General features: G+C 39.3%; 14 protein-coding genes. 10 read left to right on the top strand and 4 right to left on the bottom strand.

Features of this window, described 5'->3' with window-relative positions; translation table 11 throughout:
* The 5 genes from AACW45_RS30805 to AACW45_RS30785 all read left to right on the top strand — a co-directional run bounded on the left by AACW45_RS30805 (nt 1) and on the right by AACW45_RS30785 (nt 4,493).
* Nucleotides 1-372, top strand: a complete 372-nt coding sequence (locus AACW45_RS30805) for a VOC family protein (RefSeq protein WP_190629720.1) — start codon at nt 1-3, stop codon at nt 370-372.
* A gap of 253 nt (nt 373-625) precedes the next feature.
* Complete coding sequence (locus AACW45_RS30800; RefSeq protein ID WP_190629718.1) at nt 626-1,909, top strand: cytochrome P450; 1,284 nt, start codon at nt 626-628, stop codon at nt 1,907-1,909.
* 178 nt (nt 1,910-2,087) lie between these two features.
* Nucleotides 2,088-2,306 carry a peptidoglycan-binding domain-containing protein gene (locus tag AACW45_RS30795; RefSeq protein ID WP_190549258.1) on the top strand — a complete coding sequence of 73 codons (219 nt, stop codon included), beginning with the start codon at nt 2,088-2,090 and terminating at the stop codon, nt 2,304-2,306.
* A 158-nt stretch (nt 2,307-2,464) separates the two neighbouring features.
* Nucleotides 2,465-2,683, top strand: a complete 219-nt coding sequence (locus AACW45_RS30790; RefSeq protein ID WP_190629716.1) for a peptidoglycan-binding domain-containing protein — start codon at nt 2,465-2,467, stop codon at nt 2,681-2,683.
* 193 nt (nt 2,684-2,876) lie between these two features.
* The gene (locus AACW45_RS30785; RefSeq protein ID WP_339385108.1) at nt 2,877-4,493 is read left to right on the top strand and encodes an MFS transporter; all 1,617 of its coding nucleotides are present in this window, start codon (nt 2,877-2,879) and stop codon (nt 4,491-4,493) included.
* Between the two features lie 164 nt (nt 4,494-4,657).
* Here the strand turns inward: AACW45_RS30785 and AACW45_RS30780 are convergent, their stop codons facing one another.
* A complete protein-coding gene (locus AACW45_RS30780) occupies nt 4,658-5,515 on the bottom strand; it encodes a phosphate/phosphite/phosphonate ABC transporter substrate-binding protein (RefSeq protein WP_190629712.1) in 858 nt (285 codons plus the stop codon).
* Between the two features lie 514 nt (nt 5,516-6,029).
* Between AACW45_RS30780 and AACW45_RS30775 the strand changes: the two genes are divergently transcribed.
* A complete protein-coding gene (locus AACW45_RS30775; protein WP_190629710.1) occupies nt 6,030-6,935 on the top strand; it encodes a c-type heme family protein in 906 nt (301 codons plus the stop codon).
* 162 nt (nt 6,936-7,097) lie between these two features.
* Here the strand turns inward: AACW45_RS30775 and AACW45_RS30770 are convergent, their stop codons facing one another.
* Nucleotides 7,098-9,338 carry a caspase family protein gene (locus tag AACW45_RS30770; RefSeq protein ID WP_190629708.1) on the bottom strand — a complete coding sequence of 747 codons (2,241 nt, stop codon included), beginning with the start codon at nt 9,336-9,338 and terminating at the stop codon, nt 7,098-7,100.
* A 1,194-nt stretch (nt 9,339-10,532) separates the two neighbouring features.
* Between AACW45_RS30770 and AACW45_RS30765 the strand changes: the two genes are divergently transcribed.
* From AACW45_RS30765 to AACW45_RS30750, 4 genes are all read left to right on the top strand, one after another.
* Nucleotides 10,533-11,765, top strand: a complete 1,233-nt coding sequence (locus AACW45_RS30765; protein ID WP_190629705.1) for an RNA-guided endonuclease InsQ/TnpB family protein — start codon at nt 10,533-10,535, stop codon at nt 11,763-11,765.
* Nucleotides 11,766-11,817: 52 nt separating this feature from the next.
* Nucleotides 11,818-13,014, top strand: a complete 1,197-nt coding sequence (locus AACW45_RS30760) for a sigma-70 family RNA polymerase sigma factor (protein WP_190629704.1) — start codon at nt 11,818-11,820, stop codon at nt 13,012-13,014.
* Between the two features lie 20 nt (nt 13,015-13,034).
* Nucleotides 13,035-14,213 carry a DUF1822 family protein gene (locus tag AACW45_RS30755; RefSeq protein WP_190629702.1) on the top strand — a complete coding sequence of 393 codons (1,179 nt, stop codon included), beginning with the start codon at nt 13,035-13,037 and terminating at the stop codon, nt 14,211-14,213.
* Between the two features lie 508 nt (nt 14,214-14,721).
* Nucleotides 14,722-16,242, top strand: a complete 1,521-nt coding sequence (locus tag AACW45_RS30750) for a serine/threonine-protein kinase (protein ID WP_190629700.1) — start codon at nt 14,722-14,724, stop codon at nt 16,240-16,242.
* Nucleotides 16,243-16,486: 244 nt separating this feature from the next.
* On the opposite strand, the gene AACW45_RS30745 is transcribed toward AACW45_RS30750, so the two are convergent.
* Together AACW45_RS30745 and AACW45_RS30740 are read right to left on the bottom strand one after the other, a co-directional pair.
* Nucleotides 16,487-18,049 carry an MFS transporter gene (locus AACW45_RS30745; protein ID WP_190629698.1) on the bottom strand — a complete coding sequence of 521 codons (1,563 nt, stop codon included), beginning with the start codon at nt 18,047-18,049 and terminating at the stop codon, nt 16,487-16,489.
* On the bottom strand, nt 18,027-18,194 hold the full coding sequence (locus tag AACW45_RS30740) for a hypothetical protein (protein ID WP_190629696.1): 168 nt from the start codon (nt 18,192-18,194) through the stop codon (nt 18,027-18,029). Before AACW45_RS30740 ends, AACW45_RS30745 begins: the two co-directional genes overlap by 23 nt.
* Between the last annotated feature and the right edge of the window lie 110 nt (nt 18,195-18,304).

Genomic DNA, 18,304 nt, shown 5'->3' with positions numbered 1-18,304 from the left:
ATGAGTTTGATCAAAGGATTAACCAAAACCATCCTCTATGTCAAAGATATAGACACACAGGTGCAATTTTACCGCGATCGCTTAGGGCTTGAGGTTAAATCCTCCCTCTCGATACCTGGACGCAGTGATAAACAATGGGTAGAGTTTGCCACAGGCGAATGTACTTTGGTACTACACGGCAATTTAGCAGCCCAACATGGTAAAGATAGACCCAAGTTAGCATTTCACGTTAACGATATTCAAATTGCTTACAAAGAACTAAGCGATCGCGGTGTCAAATTAAGTCCAATTCGTTCACCTTCCCCAGGTTTACAAATTGCTGAAGGTGCCGATCCAGAAGGTAACCCCTTCACCATTGATTGTCAAAGTTAATGTCATTTGTCATTGGTCATTTGTCATTGGTAAAGGCTTCAAATAAGGAACTTCCAACTAAAAAAACATACAATTTTTCTTGTGGGGTGGACATCTTGTCCGCCCATGTCCAAGGGCGGGCGAGACGCCCACCCCACAAGTAGTAGTAATTTATTTTTTGGAAATCCCTAAAAGCACGCAATTTAATAATTTGGTGTGGTATTGCACCAATAATTACGAATTACAAATTACGAATTACGAATTAATTAAAAGTATGACTGCACAGTATCCTACACAATCAAAAAAATGTCCCCATTTGGGCGCAGAATTTCAACCTTTTGTTAAACCACAATTAGACAATCCCTATGCTTTTTATCAACGTGCGCAACAAGAGGAACCGATATTTTTCAGCCCTTTATTAAACGGCTATGTTTTAACTCGTTATGATGACATCATAGCCGTTTTAAAAGACCCAAATCGGTTTTCTTCTGCGGATACCCTGAGTCCAATTGTTGAATTTACGCCCCAGGTATTTGAAGTGCTGCGTCAAGGCTTCCCCTTAGTGCGAGATTTAGTGGATAGCGATGGCGAAGAACACAAACGCTTGCGTGCGCCTTTTATGAAAGTGTTTGCTCCCGAAAGGTTGGAAGCAATGGAAGATTCCATTCGCGCGATCGCTAATCGATTAATAGACGATTTTATCCATAATGGCAACACAGACATCATCGCCCAATTTGCTTACCCGCTAGCTTTAGAAGCCATCCTCACCATGTACGGTATTCCTTTAGACAGGATGGCAGAGATTAAGAAGTGGTGCTACGACATGAACGCCTTAATTTCATCGCCACTGACACCAGATGAACAGGTAGAATGTGCGCGTAGTATGGTATCGATGCAGTATTTTGTGGCGGGACTAATTGAGGAACGACGCAAAACACCAGGGGATGATTTGATTAGTCATGTCATCACCTCTAACTTAACCATGCCAGAGTTGGTGAGAATTTTAACGGGATTGATCCAAGCGGGACATAAAACAACTTCCCATTTAATTGGCAATGCCTTAAAACACTTGTTAGAACGTCCTCAATTATGGCAAGTTTTAGGCGATCGCCCCTCAATGATACCAGTTGCTTTAGAAGAAATACTCAGGTATGAAGCGCCTGTACCCGCCATGAGTCGCACCACTACCCAAGAGGTAGAAATAGCCGGAATGCAGCTAGCAAAAGGCACGCGGATATTTTTGATGTATGCTGCGGCTAACCGCGATCCAGCCAAATACAGTGAAAGCGATCGCTTGGAAATTGAACGATTCCAGCACACCACACCCAACCATCTAGCGTTTGGCTACGGAGTCCATCGCTGTATCGGTTCCAACTTAGCGCTGCGAGAAGGGCGAATCGCTTTAGAAACCCTGTCTCAAAGGCTGCTAAATCTGCGACTCCAACCCAATCAAGAATTTAACTATATCCCCACAATGGTATTCCGGGGTTTAACAAACCTATATGTGGAGTGGGATCTACCAACCATCAACAAATTACAGCAGAGTGCAGGTATATAAGGTACACAAATTAATCATATAGCTCTTGTGGTGCGGGCATCTTGCCCGCTACGAGTCTACCTCACTCAAATTAAATCTGCTGTAATTTCTCTGCTTGTGCAAATTTCCACTTCATCCCCTGCATAATTCTCAAACTGCTACCGCTATTAACAGATATAACTCACCAGGAGAAATCAAAATGTCTCAAATGCCTATTTTACAACGCGGAATCTCTGGACAAAATGTTGAACGCTTACAAGGTGATTTATCTAGATTAGGATATCAAATTCCCGTCAACGGTTTATTTGATGAAGTCACTGAAAATGCAGTCAAAAAATTTCAACAAGACCACAATTTAACAGTAGATGGAGTAGTCGGCCCCCAAACCGGAAGACAGTTAGGCGCTACTTTAGCTTAACCTAAATTTTCCCCTAAAAGCGGGTTGATAATATCAACCCGCTTGTCATGAAAACTGAAAAATCTCTCACTTGATTTTCAGTTTTTACTCTTAATAGATTGCATAATTCTCAAACTACTACCGCTATTAACAAATATAACTCACAAGGAGAAATCAAAATGTCTCAAATGCCTATTTTACAACGCGGAATCTCTGGTCAAAATGTTGAACGCTTACAAGGTGATTTATCTCGCTTAGGATATCAAATTCCCGTCAACGGTTTATTTGATGAAGTTACTGAAAATGCCGTCAAAAAATTTCAACAAGACCACAATTTAACAGTAGATGGAGTAGTCGGCCCCCAAACCGGAAGACAATTAGGCGCTGCTTTAGCTTAAGCTAAATTTTTTACTAAGCTAAACCACATCTAGTTTGCATAATCTGAAATTGTATATTTCTTGTGGGGTGGGCGTCTCGCCCGCCCAATATATGCAAGTTAAATATGGAACAGCTTAAAAGCGGGTTGATATTATCAACCCGCTTGTCAACAATCAACCGTCAACAACAAAATCCAAATTCATGCAGACTTCGATGACAAATCTCAAACCCAAAAATCCCACAAATATTTTCCAAGATAAAAATTTTTACATCGTCAATTTAGTGACAGTCATGGGAATAGTTGGGGGAACACTTTTTAACCCCGTACTGCCAACTATACAGCATTTTTTCCAAGTTTCTGAGGCGCAAATTTCATGGACAGCAGCACTTTATCAATTACCTAGTGCCATTATCACGCCGATATTTGGAATATTAGCTGATAGTTTAGGTAGAAAAGCAATTTTAATTCCTTCACTGCTATTATTTGCTTTTAGTGGTCTGTTCAGTGGCTTAACATCTAATTTTACTACTCATTTAGGATGGCGATTATTACAAGGTGTTGGTGCAGCTAGCTTAGAACCGCTACAAGTTACGATTATTGCTGACCTTTATCGTGGTAGAAGTTTAGGAATGGCGATGGCATTTAATGCCAGCTTGATTGGTATTAGTGGCGCACTGCTACCTTTAATTGGGGGAAAATTAGGAGAATTTAACTGGAGATATACATTTTTTGCTTCAGTGCTGGCTGCACCGCTAGCAGTAATTGCTCTCATAATGTTGAAAGTACCAAAACAACAACATACGCAAAAATTTGATTTTAATGCTTATGTCCAAAACACTTGGAGCAATATTAATCAACGTCCAGTAATTGGATTATTATTTGCGGTGATGGCTTTATTTTTATTGCAAACTTTATGTTTAACTTTTATTCCCTTCTTAGCAGTAGAAAAGTTCCAGACATCGGATACCGTCAATGGCTTCATCCTGACTAGTATGTCAATTTCTCTCGCCATTACCGCTTCTCAATTAGGGCGATTGTTGCGACATCTTTCAGAAATTAAGCTAATCAAACTTTCTTTTTTGTTATTTGCGATCGCTCTTTTCATTCTGCCTTTAGTTTCTAACTTTTGGTTGCTATTTATCCCCATGTTTTTACTAGGTGTGGCTCAAGGTGTCGCCCTTCCATGTTCTCAAGCACTGTTAGCTGGATTAGCTGCACAAGAATCTCGTGCGGGATTTATGGCAATCAATATGACAATTTTATCTTGGGGGCAAACATTAGGCCCAGTGCTGGGAAGTATAGCCGTAGTTTTTGGGGGAATAAAAGCAGTATTTTATACTAGCGCCGTTTTTGCCTTGATTTCATTTACTATCTTTAATTTTCTACTAACTACTAAAGTATTCAGCTTTACGGCTAAAACCATACATTTACCACTACCACCTAGTAATGAGCCTCCATCATTCGTTTCTGAACCTCTGACATCTCCCACAATCGTCCAACAACCCATAGGACAGTTATTCCATCCCCAAACTCATCAGACAATTCTCTTTCCTGAAAATTTTGAGGTAATTACTATTGGTAAGGTGAGCGATCGCATTTATCCCGATATCAACCTTGCAGATTTACCAAATTCGGAAGTTGTCTCCAGAATTCACGCCCAGATTCGCTTTGATGGTCAAGAATATTATATCCAAGATATGGGTAGTACTAATGGAACTTTTATCAATAAGTATCCTTTAATTCCCGGAACTTGGTATAAGTTAAAACCCGAACTAAGCTTGAGTTTCGGACGGCGAGAAGCAGTTCAATTAATATTTCAAATAGCGTAAATTACTCCCAGAGTCACCTAAGTCAGTCAGTATAAAAAAACTGAACTAAGTTAAGAAACGTAAACACCATTAAAACCCTTACCAATGAAAAATGACAAATGACAAATGACAAATGACAAATGACGACCCTCACCAGTTATATTTAATCACGCCGACTTACTTAATCAAAATATGCGTACAGGTTTAGTACGCAGGTTAGTAGCAATAGATGTGACCCGGTTGACCACAGAAATCATATATTCATAATTGGATACTTCCACATTCGGTACATATCCAACTTCTTGAATTAAAGTAGGAGGCGCTTCTTGAAGATAATTACGAATCAAATCTTGATGATTTTTGTCGAGTTGCGGACTCAGCAAAACAGCGCCTGGGGGGACAATTTGAGAATCTGAGAATAATATGCGAAACTCTACATTACTTAGCTCTAGGCGATGCACATTAAATTCTTCCAGTGAAATAGCACCAGCAGCAGCTTTGTTTTGCGCCACCCATTCAAGTACTGTTTTTGGTGTAGGAGCAAATAAAATTTCTGCTAATGTTAAACCATAAAGATTGTATAGTGGAAAATAATATCCAGTAGCAGAACCAGGGAGACCTAAAGCCACTGTTTGATTTTGCAAATCTTTCAAGTCTTGCAAAGGACTGTCTTTGCGAACCACGAAAATAGAGCGGAGATTTACCTCTACCATCAACGGAAAAATAGGCAAATATTGATATTTCGCTTTAGCAATTGCTACCAAACCAGGAGATGCAAAAACTAATGACCAAGTATGATTTTTGATACGTTCTATCGCCATATTTTCATTGAAAGTTGGCTCTAATTGAATCCTAGCTCTGATTTTTTTACCTAAATATTCACGGAATCGACTAAATTGTTCTAGCTTTTGTTTTTCTTTACCATAGCTAATTACACCAATAACTAACTCTGTAAATTTAATTGAGCTATCTTGTTTTTCACAAGCAGCAAATAAAAAGAGCATCTGCAAAATAAATAAACGCCGAGAACTCTTAATTTTCATCAATAGATTCTATTATTTTGTATAAGGATAGCTTTTGACTGTCTAACAATCATCTTACTCTTTTAGCCTGGATAATAATACCTAAAGCAATTCTTAATAGGTGCTGCACAAAGGGAGGAGCAGATAATCTCAGAAGAGGGAACATGACATGATTGAAGTATAAATAGTTAATTTTAATCATAGAATTTACTGAGAAAACTTGAGATGAAAGAGCAACTACCAGAATCGAAAATGCAGATGGTTGACAACCAATATACATATCGAGGCAGAAAAACCCTGCTTAATACATCGGTTAATTTGATGATTAAATGTTAAAAATAATACGCTGATAACAGCCAAATTTAATGTAAAATACCCAAATAGAGGCTAAAATCAGATTACCACAGTAACAATAAAAACGCATTAGCGGACATTTAAGCAAAATAAAAAATATATTTTTAATATAATCTAATATATTTTAATGTATTGTCATGTTTGGCTGTATAGTATAGACGATTAAACAGTAAGTACACCCATGAAGATAGGAACAAAAGTTAATTTAATTTTGATCGTAGTGTTGATCGGTGGCATTTTAATTAGCGGTACTGCTTTATCACAAGTCCTGGAACACAACGCAGAAAAAGAGGTGTCCTCGAAAGCAGTAGTAATTATGCAAATTGCCAACTCGCTGCGACAATATACCAACGATCGCGTACAACCTTTATTGTTACCGCAAGTTGAAACTCAAGAAGTGTTTATCCCAGAATCTATACCAACATTTTCTGTGAGAGAAATGGTAGAAATTTACCGCAAAAACAATCCTAAATTTCTAGCTTTTAGCTATAAAGATGCAGCGCTAAATCCAACCAATTTCCGAGATAAAGCGGATGATTTTGAAGCCGATATTCTTAAAAAATTTCGTCAGCAGCCAGACAAAAAAGACCAAGAGTTATCTGGGTTTATTAATACATCTGGAGAGAAAATATTTTATACTGCTCGACCTTTTATAGTCAATCAAGAAAGTTGTTTACGTTGTCATAGCACGCCGGAAGCGGCTCCTAAAAGTCAAATAACAGCCTATGGAAGAGAAAATGGTTTTGGGTGGAAGCTACATGAAATTGTTGCTGCTCAAATGGTCTATGTTCCGGCTGAGGAAATTTTTAAAACTGCACAACGGTCTTCTTACTTAATATTAGGAATGTTAGTGATTGTTTTTACAATCATCGTTATAATTATTAATTTTTTAATTAAAAAGACAGTAATACAGCGAATCAAAAGTATCGCGAATGTAGCAGAAAAAGTGAGCATTGGCGATATGGAAGCGAGTTTTGGTAAACAAGATAAAGATGAAATCGGAATGTTAGCAGAAGCTTTTAACCGGATGAAGTATAGTTTAGAAATTGCTCTGGATATGTTAAACAATAATACCAATATTAAATAAAATTTAATGCAAGCGATCGCCTAGCCAGAATATCCTCCTGACTAACTCATACCAATTTGAAAAAAGAATGCGACAGATACACAACCTCAACGCCTTGTTCTGTCTGGATTCTTAATTTTGAATTTTGAATTTTGAATTTTGAATTTTGAATTGGTATTATTTTCAGTTACCCAGAATTCGATGTTCAAACTCTAAAGCCTTTTGTGGATCGCGAATTCCTGCTGATAATTTCTTGACAAATTCTAGTAAAGAAATTTGCGGGGAAGTTTTCAAAATATCTTGAATTACAAACCTAGCAATTGGCCCTACTGCATAAGCTAACTCGCGCTCGCATTTACTGATAAATTCGGGAGAAATTCTTGAGGAATTATCTGACTTACTTTGAGATTCAACAGTCGATTTTTCTAAAATAGCTATTGCTTGTTGCTGAAAACTTTGTTGCTTTTCAGGTAACAAGTGCGTGGTTAATTTTCCTACTAACTCTTGAGAGTTAGTAGCTTTTTTTAAAGTCTTTTTTAAAATTGCAGGCGCAATCGATCCTACTGATAGCTTCAGCAAATATTCGATTTGAGAATACTGTTGTGAGTCTAGCTGGAAATTTAATTGCGGTGGTGCTTCCGTTACATAATCAGCAGTAATAGGCGCAGTAACAGAGACAGGCTGTTCTATCAATGACTGGGATGAAGGTAGATAAGGAAATTCTACTGTTGGTAAATTGTTAACGTCTTGAGAAAGTAAATTTTTCTGCTCCTGTTGTTGTTTTTCTGCGTTTAATGCTAATTCGTTTAGTTGTAAATCTTGAAAAACTATATTAATATTACCCGGTAAAATATCAATTACTGCTTGTGTAGCTGATAAACAGACATCAACTTTGACACCTTTTGCTGGTAATGCGGTTTGTAATTGAGTAATCCATTTAGCAATTGGTAACCCAGCTTGCGGGTTAGCGGCGCTCAGTGTTTCCAGAAGGGTTTGCTCAAATAGTTCTGGCTCCTGGGCTGTAGAAGCACCAGCAATTATACATTGTCCTTGTTCTGTACCGCTATGCAAATCTTCTATCCAATTGTTCAGGGTAGTCGCTTCAGGACAATCCAGAATAATTATTTGTTGAGACTTTGTAGCACGTCGTAACTCGTGTCTTAGCCAAGAGCGACTCAGACGCATTCCATCGCCTAAAACTAACCATGCTTCCCCGTCTTCGATTTCCTCGATGTGTCCCCGTAAGTATAATAAGGAGGTTGGTGTATTTTTGATTGTTCCTAGATGGGAAACAGATTGAGTTGTAGATTGATCGCGCTTATGTAAAAATTCTTGGATTGTTTGTCTAATTTCTGACCAAGATTGACCTTGTTGAGGAAACAACTCTACCTCAAAGTTACCAGATCCAGCAAATAGACGACTCAAGTCTGTTGTAGTTTTCTTGTTTGCAAATCCATCGATGACTAGCGCTCGTCGCTGTTTGTGAGATTCAACTGCATCAGGTTTGAATCCTAAAATTAATTCTCCCACACCTTCCACAATTCGTTTGGGTGTTTGCAAAGGATATTCAGGATGAAGTTTACTGTCGCCGCGCTCGAGCTTTTGCTGATTAATCAGACGCAGTTGATGATTTAATTTATCAATATATTGCAGCGTCTGACGATAAACATATTTGTAAAGACCGTCGGCTTCGATGATACCCTGGGAGTCAGCAGCTTCACCTAATAACCCCTGCATTAAGTAGTAAGTAAATAAACCATGTCCTAGTTCGGGAAATTCCCAAGATTTTTGTCCTTGATCGCAAGATAATAAGGCGCAAAATCCTTTACTTTTTGAGGCTCGTTGTTGTAACACCTTCATCAAGGTTGGTGCAGAATTAAATAAATTCTCGGGGATATTTCCGTCTCTAGCACTACCGGCGTTTCCTCCTAATAACTTGAAGTCTCCACTATGACAGGTGTCTAAACAAACTATTTGCTGATTTGCTGCTGTCACCTCTAACATCTGTAATAATTCTTGCAAACCCAACCCTGTAGACAGCAAGTCATCTTTGCGGGTATCTGCTAAACAAAGTACAGCTTGCTGAGTATGAGGATCTAACATTCCATGTCCAGAAAAATATAACAGGATCGAGTCCTGGGATTGAGTTTGCGAGACAATTCTTTGCAGGCTACTACGAATTGTTTCCAAGGTCGGTGATTGTGCCGCAAAATCATGATGAATTATTACTTCTTTATTGGGAAATCCCTTTGTGGCTTTTACTAGTGCTTCTTTTAACCCTTGGCAATCCACAGCAGGGTAACGCAAAGAAGGTAAGCCAGAATCCTGGTATTCGTTAACACCAACTAATAAAATCCAGAGCTTGGCTTCTCCCGTTTTTAATGTATTATTTGAATAACTAGAACCAACTGCTATTGGAGACATTTTTACTAGTTTTATCCTAAAATTATTGTTTTTAATTAGCTTCTTTGAGTTATAATCAACTCAAAAACTCTCAAAAGGAGTTACTGTAAAAAATTACTTTATCTTTTACTTTTTATAGCAAAAATTTGCTATTCATGTATTAAAATCCAAGTGGCGATAGTGCGATCGCAAAATCTTGTATTTTTGCTGCCTAACAGTCTCAGCATCATATCTCACCATCCAGGATATTGACATTTCGCCTATGCGCTAAGTCAGCTTCGGCTTCGCTCAACTACTGCGAAAATGAAATTTTTTACTCCCAATTCTCTAAAATATTATCAGATCCTCAAGTACCGTTGCTTTTTTGGCTAAATTGCTGCAACCAAGTCATTTTACTTGTATTTTGGCTGCTAATGCTTTATAACGATGAAGGTGCAAAGTTTATGCACTAGTACAGGTCGGCGGAAATGAGCATACCATTGTAGTGCGAGCATCTTGCTCGCGTTTGTCAGCGAGCAAGATGCTCGCACTACTCTAGATTATCAAGGTTATTTACGCCATGCAGCACTAGCCTATTGAGCGATCGCTATTCTTGCGTATTGTTGTCACCAAAAATGTTTTAAATATGACTTTAGCATTCGCCAATTCTCTCCTTGGGAGGTAACATGACCAAACATAAGGTAACTCCAAAAAAGCTAAATTTGTCCATAACCAAATCCACAGCCATCGCTGTTATTACTAGTTTGCCTGTTGCACAGAGAAAGTGAAATGTTGATAACTTAAGGAGTTTGATGTCCAAAAATCTCCCGTTCACAAACTGAGTTAAGGTTAAGTAAGAAAATTTAAGGGTAATTAGATTTGTTGAGCCTAGCAAGCTCTAGATTTCCGCTATATGAATATTCTTGAAGTTAAAATAGCGATCGCTGACAATAATTTCACCCACTATCCCACAGTAATCGATATCTTGTACTCTGATTTGGGAAATTAATGGTATTATGAGTAAGATTTAGGTTTATTAATGTTTAATTTAAATTAAAATTATTAACGTTTATCAATGATAGAGCAAATTTATACTTATGGGTAACTTGTCATAAAATTATTTTTGCGAAACCATAAATTCTAATTTATCGAAAATTTGGGTCTAAAACCCCGTCCTTTAGTACCGGTTTATGCTTTTTGTGCTAGCATAAGTATGTGGTTGATTGGTCGATACCCATGATTGTTTACGAGTTCAAAATCAAAGGGAAAGACAGGCAATATCAAGCGATAGACGAAGCAATTCGTACTAGCCAATTCATTCAAAACAAGTGCTTGCGCTACTGGATGGATAACAAAGATTCAAAGGTGGATAAGTACGCATTGAATAAGTATTGTGCGGTATTGGCTGCGGAATTCCCCTTTGCTGATGAACTAAATTCAATGGCTAGACAATCTGCGGCTGAACGTTCTTGGTTTGCAATAGCTCGGTTTTACGATAACTGTAAAAAGAAAATCAAGGGCAAGAAAGGATTCCCTAAATTTAAGAAAAACTGCCGTTCGGTTGAATATAAATCATCTGGATGGAAGCTTTCAGAAACTAGAAAATCAATAACTTTCTCCGACAAAAAAGGGATTGGATCTCTAAAATTAAAGGGAACTTACGACCTTAATTACGTTGGACTCAAACAAATTAAGCGCGTGCGCTTAGTACGTCGTGCAGATGGGTATTATGCCCAGTTTGCGATTGATGTAAATATCAAAATTGAGACACATCCTACTAATCAAATAGTGGGTCTTGATTTGGGATTAAAGTACTTCATTGCCGACAATAAAGGTAATGTAGAACCATCACCCCAGTTCTACCGTAAATCAGAAAAACAGTTGAACCGTGCCAACCGCAATAAATCCAGAAAGTTCAGCCAACAGAAAAACAAAGCAAAGCTTCGGCAATCAAACAATTACCACAAAGCTAGAAATAGATATGCCCGGAAACATTTAAGGGTAAGTAGGCAACGAAAAGAGTATTGTCAGAGACTGGCATACTCCGTCATCCAATCTCACGATTTGGTAGCCTATGAAGATTTAAATGTCAAAGGGCTGGTAAAAAATCGACATCTAGCTAAATCAATTTCTGATGCTGGTTGGTACACTTTCCGCAGTTGGTTAGAGTATTTTGGTCACAAATATGGGAAGGTGACTGTTGCCGTGCCACCCCACAATACAAGCCAAAACTGTTCTAACTGTGGCGAAAAAGTTAAAAAATCCTTGTCTACTCGAACCCATGTATGCCCTCATTGCGGATATACGGAAGACAGGGACATCAATGCAGCAATCAACATTTTGAGATTAGGACTCAGTACCGTGGGGCACAAGGGAACTTACGCTACAGGAGATTTGCCCTCTTGGGCGGTTGGTGCAAGCCTGCTGTCTAACGGCGAGTCGTTGAATGTAGAATCCCCGCCCTTATAGGGCGGTGGAGTGTCAAAACTGAAGACTGATGCCAAAATGAGTAGTAACTTTTATGCGAACTCGTCAAAGTATCACTGAATTATTTACAACTTTTTTACAATTAGATGCTGACAGGGTGATTGGTTGGGCAGTTGATGCTAAACTAAGGCGAAATCTACTCAAGTGTCAGGCAAGTTTATCACAGCCAGAACATTCAGAGAATTTTTGGATAAGTTATTGGTATAAACTGTGGCAAAATCAGCCGGAAGGTTTGGCGAGAGAACATTTCTCGGCTTATTTACAAGAAACCTGTTATTGGTCTGCTGATAAAATAATTAGTAATCTTTCTGCTACTCAATACACAGTGTCTGACTGTTTTCAAATGGTCATAACTCGTGTAGATAAGATTTTGAAAGGATTTAAACCCAACATGGGGTTTAATTTGAATAATTATGCGAGTACGATTTTCAGCAACGAAATCAAGGAAATGTTGCGATCGCGCAATGAAATTGATATTAGTACTAACTGGCGATTGTTACGCAAACTAACTCAAAAGCGTCTGGTAGAGTCTTTACAAAATGTGGGACTGAGTGCAGAAACAATACAACGCTACGTATTAGCTTGGAAATGCTACCAAGCAATCTATGCGCCACAGCATCCTACAGGTACTCGTCAGCTGTCAAAGCCAGATGAATCGACATGGATGGCGATCGCCCAGCTTTACAATTCGGAACGTCACACCCAACTTTCCCCACCAGGGCCAGAGTGCGATGGGCAAACGATGGAAAAATGGCTGGTTGCTAGTGCCAAAGCAGTACGAGATTATTTTTACCCCAGTATGGCCTCTTTGAATGCGTCCAGAAATGATGACGATTCAGGAGAGTATCAAGATATATTACCACAACTTAAGCAAGATTCCTTAATGACGGAAATTATTGCTCAAGAAGAATTGCAGGAGCGAAAGTCACAGCAATCTCTCATCAGCAATGTGTTAATCGCCGCCTTGAACGAGCTAGATGAGGAAGCAAAAAAGATTATCGAACTTTATTACAGCCAAGATTTAACTCAACAGCAGATTGCCAAACAGTTGGGAATTAAACAATATACAATTTCTCGCAGACTCAGCAAAGCCAAAGACTCATTAATACTCAAACTTGCCAACTGGAGCAAGGAATCACTGCATATTTCTCTAAACTCGCTGCTACTTAACTATATCAGCACAGTTTTAGAGGAATGGTTAAAAGCCTACTATCATCCTTCCTCATCTTAGTTGGAGTAGTATAAATTAAAATGTTTGATTCCAGCACAGTCAACTTAATCAACCCTACACATTTGTGGTTAGAAATTCCCGAAGCCGAACAAAACCAAATTTGGCAGCAAAGTCAAGGATTTTCTAGCAATAATCGCTGTTGGATAGCATATCTCAACCGCTTGAGCTTAAATACCTTTTTACCGTGGCTACAAACAGAATATGCTCCCAATGCGGCTGTTTTTCCGAATCTTGCTACTTTACCCAGCATTTGGGAAGTAGTCAACGGCGTAGGGATTTCTTGGGAAGGTAAACGCTTAGTCTTAATTCCATCGGAAGCAATGGATTTAAGCGAACTGCGCGTTCCCCAAGAGTGGGTGGATATTCCCAGTTGGACAGCAGATTATTATCTAGCGGTACAAGTTAACGTGGAAGAGGGTTATATCCGCATTTGGGGATACACTACCCAAGTTTTATTGAAAAGTATGGGTAGTTACGATGCAAGCGATCGCGCTTATTGTTTAGATGGTGCAGATTTGATTTCTCACCTGAATATCTTATGGATGGCGAGTCAAATCTGTCCTGACGAAGCAACCCGTGCTGAGGAAATTGCACCGTTACCAGAATTAGCGATCGCTCAAGCCCAAAACTTACTGCAACGACTAGGAAATCCAGAATTAATTTTACCACGTTTAGCAGTACCCTTTTCCACCTGGGGAGCAATTTTAGAACATGGCGGTTGGAGACAGCGATTGTATGAACAACGCCAAGGACAACAACAACAATGGTCGATTACCCAATGGTTGCAAACAGGGGTGTCAGATTTTGCTCAAAAATTTGGTTGGGCTAGTATCGATTCACAAATCAATTATGCTGGTGCTAGAAGTTCCGCGCCAGCATTTACATTACCAACTTTAGTACGCAAAATAACCATTGCTGGACAACAATACGAATTGCGCGTCCAGCCTAAAAGTAACATTGAAAATCGAGTATGGCGCTTTGAACTGCGAAATGCAACTAGGGGAGAGATGATTCCCGGCGGATTTAAATTGAGAATTTTGACAGAAGATTTACAGCCTTTTGATGGTAACCAAGTACAAGCTAAAACTGCTGTAGAAAGTATTTACATTGAAATTGCTTTGGGTGAAGAACAAGAAGGATTAGTTTGGGAAACAGAACCGACTCCAGAAAACTTTGAACACGAAATCTTACTTTTTTAAAATATCTATACTTCAACTTGAAATATATATTAATCCGATTTAATTGCTGAAATTATTTGTGTAGGGAGGGAACAGGCAAGAAGAAAATAGACTTTTACTGATTTTTAAAAATCAAATATTATTATATCCTCACAATGAATTTTCTGGTATGAACGCAGTTAACAGCCTGTTCTCTGCATAATTTTTTGATGTTTGACGGTATAAATTAAAGTAACCTCAATTTTGCATTTAGGATTTTCCCGTAAAATTTCCTCAAGCCAAAATTTGGGGAGCATCCCAAATGTGCAAAAACGCCCTCACCCTATAAGGGTAGGCAGGCTTTGTTGGTATAGCAATACCCTTCTAGGGTATTGCGTCAAAATTGGGATGCTCCCAAAATTTGAAATCTCAAATTCGATAATTTCCCACATCTCCCAACAGTTCTTTGGCACTTAAAACTTTTGAACTACGGTATGATTGATGACGAAATTATCTAAAAATATATGCATAAAATTATCAGAATATAGCAATGAAACCAGAAATTAAATTAGGCACTTTAATCAATAATCGTTATTTAATTCAGAAACTTCTTGGTCAGGGAGGATTTGGTCGAACCTATTTAGCAATTGATACGCAACGTTTTGGTGAACCTTGCGTTGTCAAAGAATTTGTACCGACAACATCCCAAGAAGACCTAATTCGTAAATCTAGAGAACTATTTGAGCGCGAAGCAAAAGTTTTATACCAAATTCAACATCCTCAAGTTCCCAAATTTTTAGCTTGGTTGACAGAAAATGAACGGCTATTTATTGTCCAGGAATATATTGATGGTAAAAATTTTGCGCAAATTTTACATGAACGTCTCACTCACACAAAAAAGGCATTTTCAGAAGCAGAAGTGAAAGCATGGCTATTAAATATATTGCCAGTTTTGGAATATATTCACGATCGCGATATTGTTCATCGCGATATTTCCCTAGAAAATATCATGCTTCCTGAAAATCAATCTCAGCCAGTGCTAATTGACTTTGGAGTAGTTAAGGAAAAAATTACTCAAATTTTCGCTGCTAATTCTCCCAATTATCATTACTCAGTTGGCAATTCAATAGTGGGAAAAATTGGCTATTCGCCACCAGAACAACTGCGTTTGGGAAAATGCTATCCTTGTAGCGATATCTACGCACTTGGTGTTTGTGCAATAGTGCTTTTGACTGGAAAAATACCATCTATGCTGATGGATAGAACTTTTTGCTGGCAATGGCGTTATCATACCAAAGTCAGTGACTATTTCGCTAACATCCTAGACAAAATGGTGGCAGAAGTGCCAAGCGATCGCTACCAATCAGCTAGAGAAATTATTGTCACATTGAATAAGAATTCAATTACATTATCTGATATAATAAATGATAGCAATTCAGCACCAACTACACAAAATAATATTTCTCATCCACAACAAAAACCAACAGCAATTTCTCATCAATCGCCAGAGGAACTGATTGTATTAGATCAACATAAACCAAGCCTGGAACAAGAGATTGAAACAACTAACAAATTACCAACACAAACCCCTGTTGCTTTCAACTCAGAATTCTTGGAATATTGTCAAAGAGAATTAGCTAGTTTTGTCGGGCCTTTTGCTAGTTTTTTGATGAAACACACTTTGCAAGAAAATCCACAGATAGCACCAAAGGAATTTATTGAAGTGCTAACTGCTGCAATTCCTGATTCTCAACGAGCAAAAGAATTTAGCAGTCGGATCAACCTTCCTGTAGAACCTAACCCAGAAAAACTGCAAACTTCTCAAAATTCCCAGGAACTCTTGGACACATATCCGGCGATTAGCAATCCGGAATTTTTAGAAAATTGTCGGCGAGAACTGAATAGTTTTGTAGGGCCTTTTGGTAGTGTAATTCTCAAAGATACTTTAGATAATTACCCCCAGATAACATCAAAACAACTTATAGAAACTTTAGTAGCAGAAATCCCGAACCAGCAAAGAGCCGAACAATTCAGGCAACGCATCTACAAACTAAAGTTTTTGACACAGTAAGGGAGCATCCCAAATGTGCAAAAACGCCCTCACCCTATAAGGGTGGGGCTAGAAATACGAAGCCTGCCTACCCTTCGGGAACGTCTTCGACGAACGCAGGCTATCAAACTTTTAGCCTGCGAAGGCAGGCTTTGTTGGTATGGCAATACCCTAGAAGGGTATTGCGTCAAAATTGGGACGCTCCCCGCAGTAACAGTATAAGTGCGATCGCTACCATTGAGGGGAGTTACGAGGGGCTGGAATTTTATTTAGATTTTGGCATCACCATAAGTGCGGCGGCGATCGCACTCATCCACGCCAATCCAGTACATATAATCATAACTAGCCCAAAAGTATCGGCAAAAGATAGCTTAATTGCAGTTTCAACCGCCTGGAGATTTTCTGGTCTAACTCCTGCTAGCATTGATGTTTGACCAAGCTGATTGGCTTGGGATGCAAGCAAGATCCGTCCTGCCTCAGACAAATGAATACTTGCTGTGTGAACTTCTAACTTGTTCCCATAGTTACATAGTGCCACAGAACCGACAATGGCAATTGTCAGTACTCCCGCCATCCGCGCCACGGCGTTGTTAATTCCCGATGCAGTCCCTGCGTAGTGAGTCGGGACTGAACCCATAACTGTGGTAGTTAAGGGCGCTACAGTGATTGCCATCCCCAAACCAAATACTGTGATGCCAGGAAAGAATGTTGTCCAATAATCCTCAGCACCATCTGTCAGTCCCACGAATGCCATGATCAGGAACCCCAATCCAGCCAACAAGGGGCCAAGGATCAGCAGTGGACGCGGGCCGTATTGGTCTGCTAATTTACCTGCCCAAGGTGACAATCCACTGAGTAACAGAGCAAAGGGCATATCTGCCATCCCAGCAATTGACTGACTGTAGCCTTGGGCTTGTACTAAGTTGAGTGACAAAAAGAGATTGCCCACATTTAATGCTCCATAAAGGAACAGGGTGAGCAAATTAGTGCCACTGAAGGTCAATGATTTGAATAGATGTAGGGGCATCATTGGGTGTGGGCTGCGTATTTGGACGATAATATAAGCAACCAAAGCTATAACCCCAAGACTTAAACTGCCGTAGATGCGTGGATCTTGAAATCCAAAGTTGTGCAGAGAGATAAAACCGTATGTCAAACTTGCTAGTCCCAAGGCGACTAAAATCGCTCCCGGATAATCTATTTTTCCTGAGACTTGTTCATTGCGGCTCTCTGGAACTTGGAAATAGAGTATTACCAATGTGGTTAATCCCAGTGGTAGATTAATCAAGAAAACTCCGCGCCACAGCCCAGCATCAGCAAGTAAGCCACCCAACACAGGCCCCACCAGCGTGACAATCGTCGTTGCGGCTGACCATTTACCGATCGCACTACCGCGTTCTTCTGGCTGAAAACAAGCGGTGATGATGGCAAGGCTACCAGGGATTGTGATTGCACCACCAATACCTTGGACTACACGCGCCCCGATGAGAAATTCAATATTTGGCGCTAATCCACAAGCTAAAGAAGCCATGATAAATAGACTAATGCCAAACATAAACACTTTTTTGCGCCCCAAGCGATCGCCAAGAGAACCACCGATGAGAATTAGTGCTGCGAGCATTAATAGATAAGCATTGATAATCCACAGTAGTTGTTCACCACTGGCTTGGAGATCATTTTGCAATGTCGGGAGGGTAACATTTAATGCTGAAGTATCAATAAAAGCCATACTTGATGCCAGAATTGTCGATAACAGCACCCAGTACCCTTGTTTAGGTAGTAAAACAATTAATTTGTTTTCTTGCTTAACTAGCTTTGCTTCCACCATTGTGTAAATTTGTATAGCATGTATTACATTTTACTGGTAGATGCGAACCCAGAGGCTGAGTTTTTGCCAACAGAAAGATGAGCAAGAAGAGCGATCGCCCTGTAGCTGTGTATCCTGCATATTCAAGAGAAGCTGTCAAGCTCATGAGTTTGACAGCAGAGTAGGTTAAGAGCAGATTCTCAAGTACTACACTCTCTTACACTTAAGTCTGATTAGGTGACAAACTAGTAACAAAAAGCCATAATCAGAAAATCT

Source organism: Calothrix sp. FACHB-168 (assembly GCF_963889195.1).
GTDB lineage: Bacteria > Cyanobacteriota > Cyanobacteriia > Cyanobacteriales > Nostocaceae > Aulosira > Aulosira anomala_A.
This window is presented reverse-complemented; position numbering and strand designations above follow the sequence as displayed.

Coding starts and splice junctions, on each gene's coding strand:
- AACW45_RS30805 (WP_190629720.1), top strand. CDS start 1: ATGAGTTTGATCAAAGGATTAACCAAAACCATCCTCTATGTCAAAGAT.
- AACW45_RS30800 (WP_190629718.1), top strand. CDS start 626: ATGACTGCACAGTATCCTACACAATCAAAAAAATGTCCCCATTTGGGC.
- AACW45_RS30795 (WP_190549258.1), top strand. CDS start 2,088: ATGTCTCAAATGCCTATTTTACAACGCGGAATCTCTGGACAAAATGTT.
- AACW45_RS30790 (WP_190629716.1), top strand. CDS start 2,465: ATGTCTCAAATGCCTATTTTACAACGCGGAATCTCTGGTCAAAATGTT.
- AACW45_RS30785 (WP_339385108.1), top strand. CDS start 2,877: ATGACAAATCTCAAACCCAAAAATCCCACAAATATTTTCCAAGATAAA.
- AACW45_RS30780 (WP_190629712.1), bottom strand. CDS start 5,515: ATGAAAATTAAGAGTTCTCGGCGTTTATTTATTTTGCAGATGCTCTTT.
- AACW45_RS30775 (WP_190629710.1), top strand. CDS start 6,030: ATGAAGATAGGAACAAAAGTTAATTTAATTTTGATCGTAGTGTTGATC.
- AACW45_RS30770 (WP_190629708.1), bottom strand. CDS start 9,338: ATGTCTCCAATAGCAGTTGGTTCTAGTTATTCAAATAATACATTAAAA.
- AACW45_RS30765 (WP_190629705.1), top strand. CDS start 10,533: ATGATTGTTTACGAGTTCAAAATCAAAGGGAAAGACAGGCAATATCAA.
- AACW45_RS30760 (WP_190629704.1), top strand. CDS start 11,818: ATGCGAACTCGTCAAAGTATCACTGAATTATTTACAACTTTTTTACAA.
- AACW45_RS30755 (WP_190629702.1), top strand. CDS start 13,035: ATGTTTGATTCCAGCACAGTCAACTTAATCAACCCTACACATTTGTGG.
- AACW45_RS30750 (WP_190629700.1), top strand. CDS start 14,722: ATGAAACCAGAAATTAAATTAGGCACTTTAATCAATAATCGTTATTTA.
- AACW45_RS30745 (WP_190629698.1), bottom strand. CDS start 18,049: ATGGTGGAAGCAAAGCTAGTTAAGCAAGAAAACAAATTAATTGTTTTA.
- AACW45_RS30740 (WP_190629696.1), bottom strand. CDS start 18,194: ATGAGCTTGACAGCTTCTCTTGAATATGCAGGATACACAGCTACAGGG.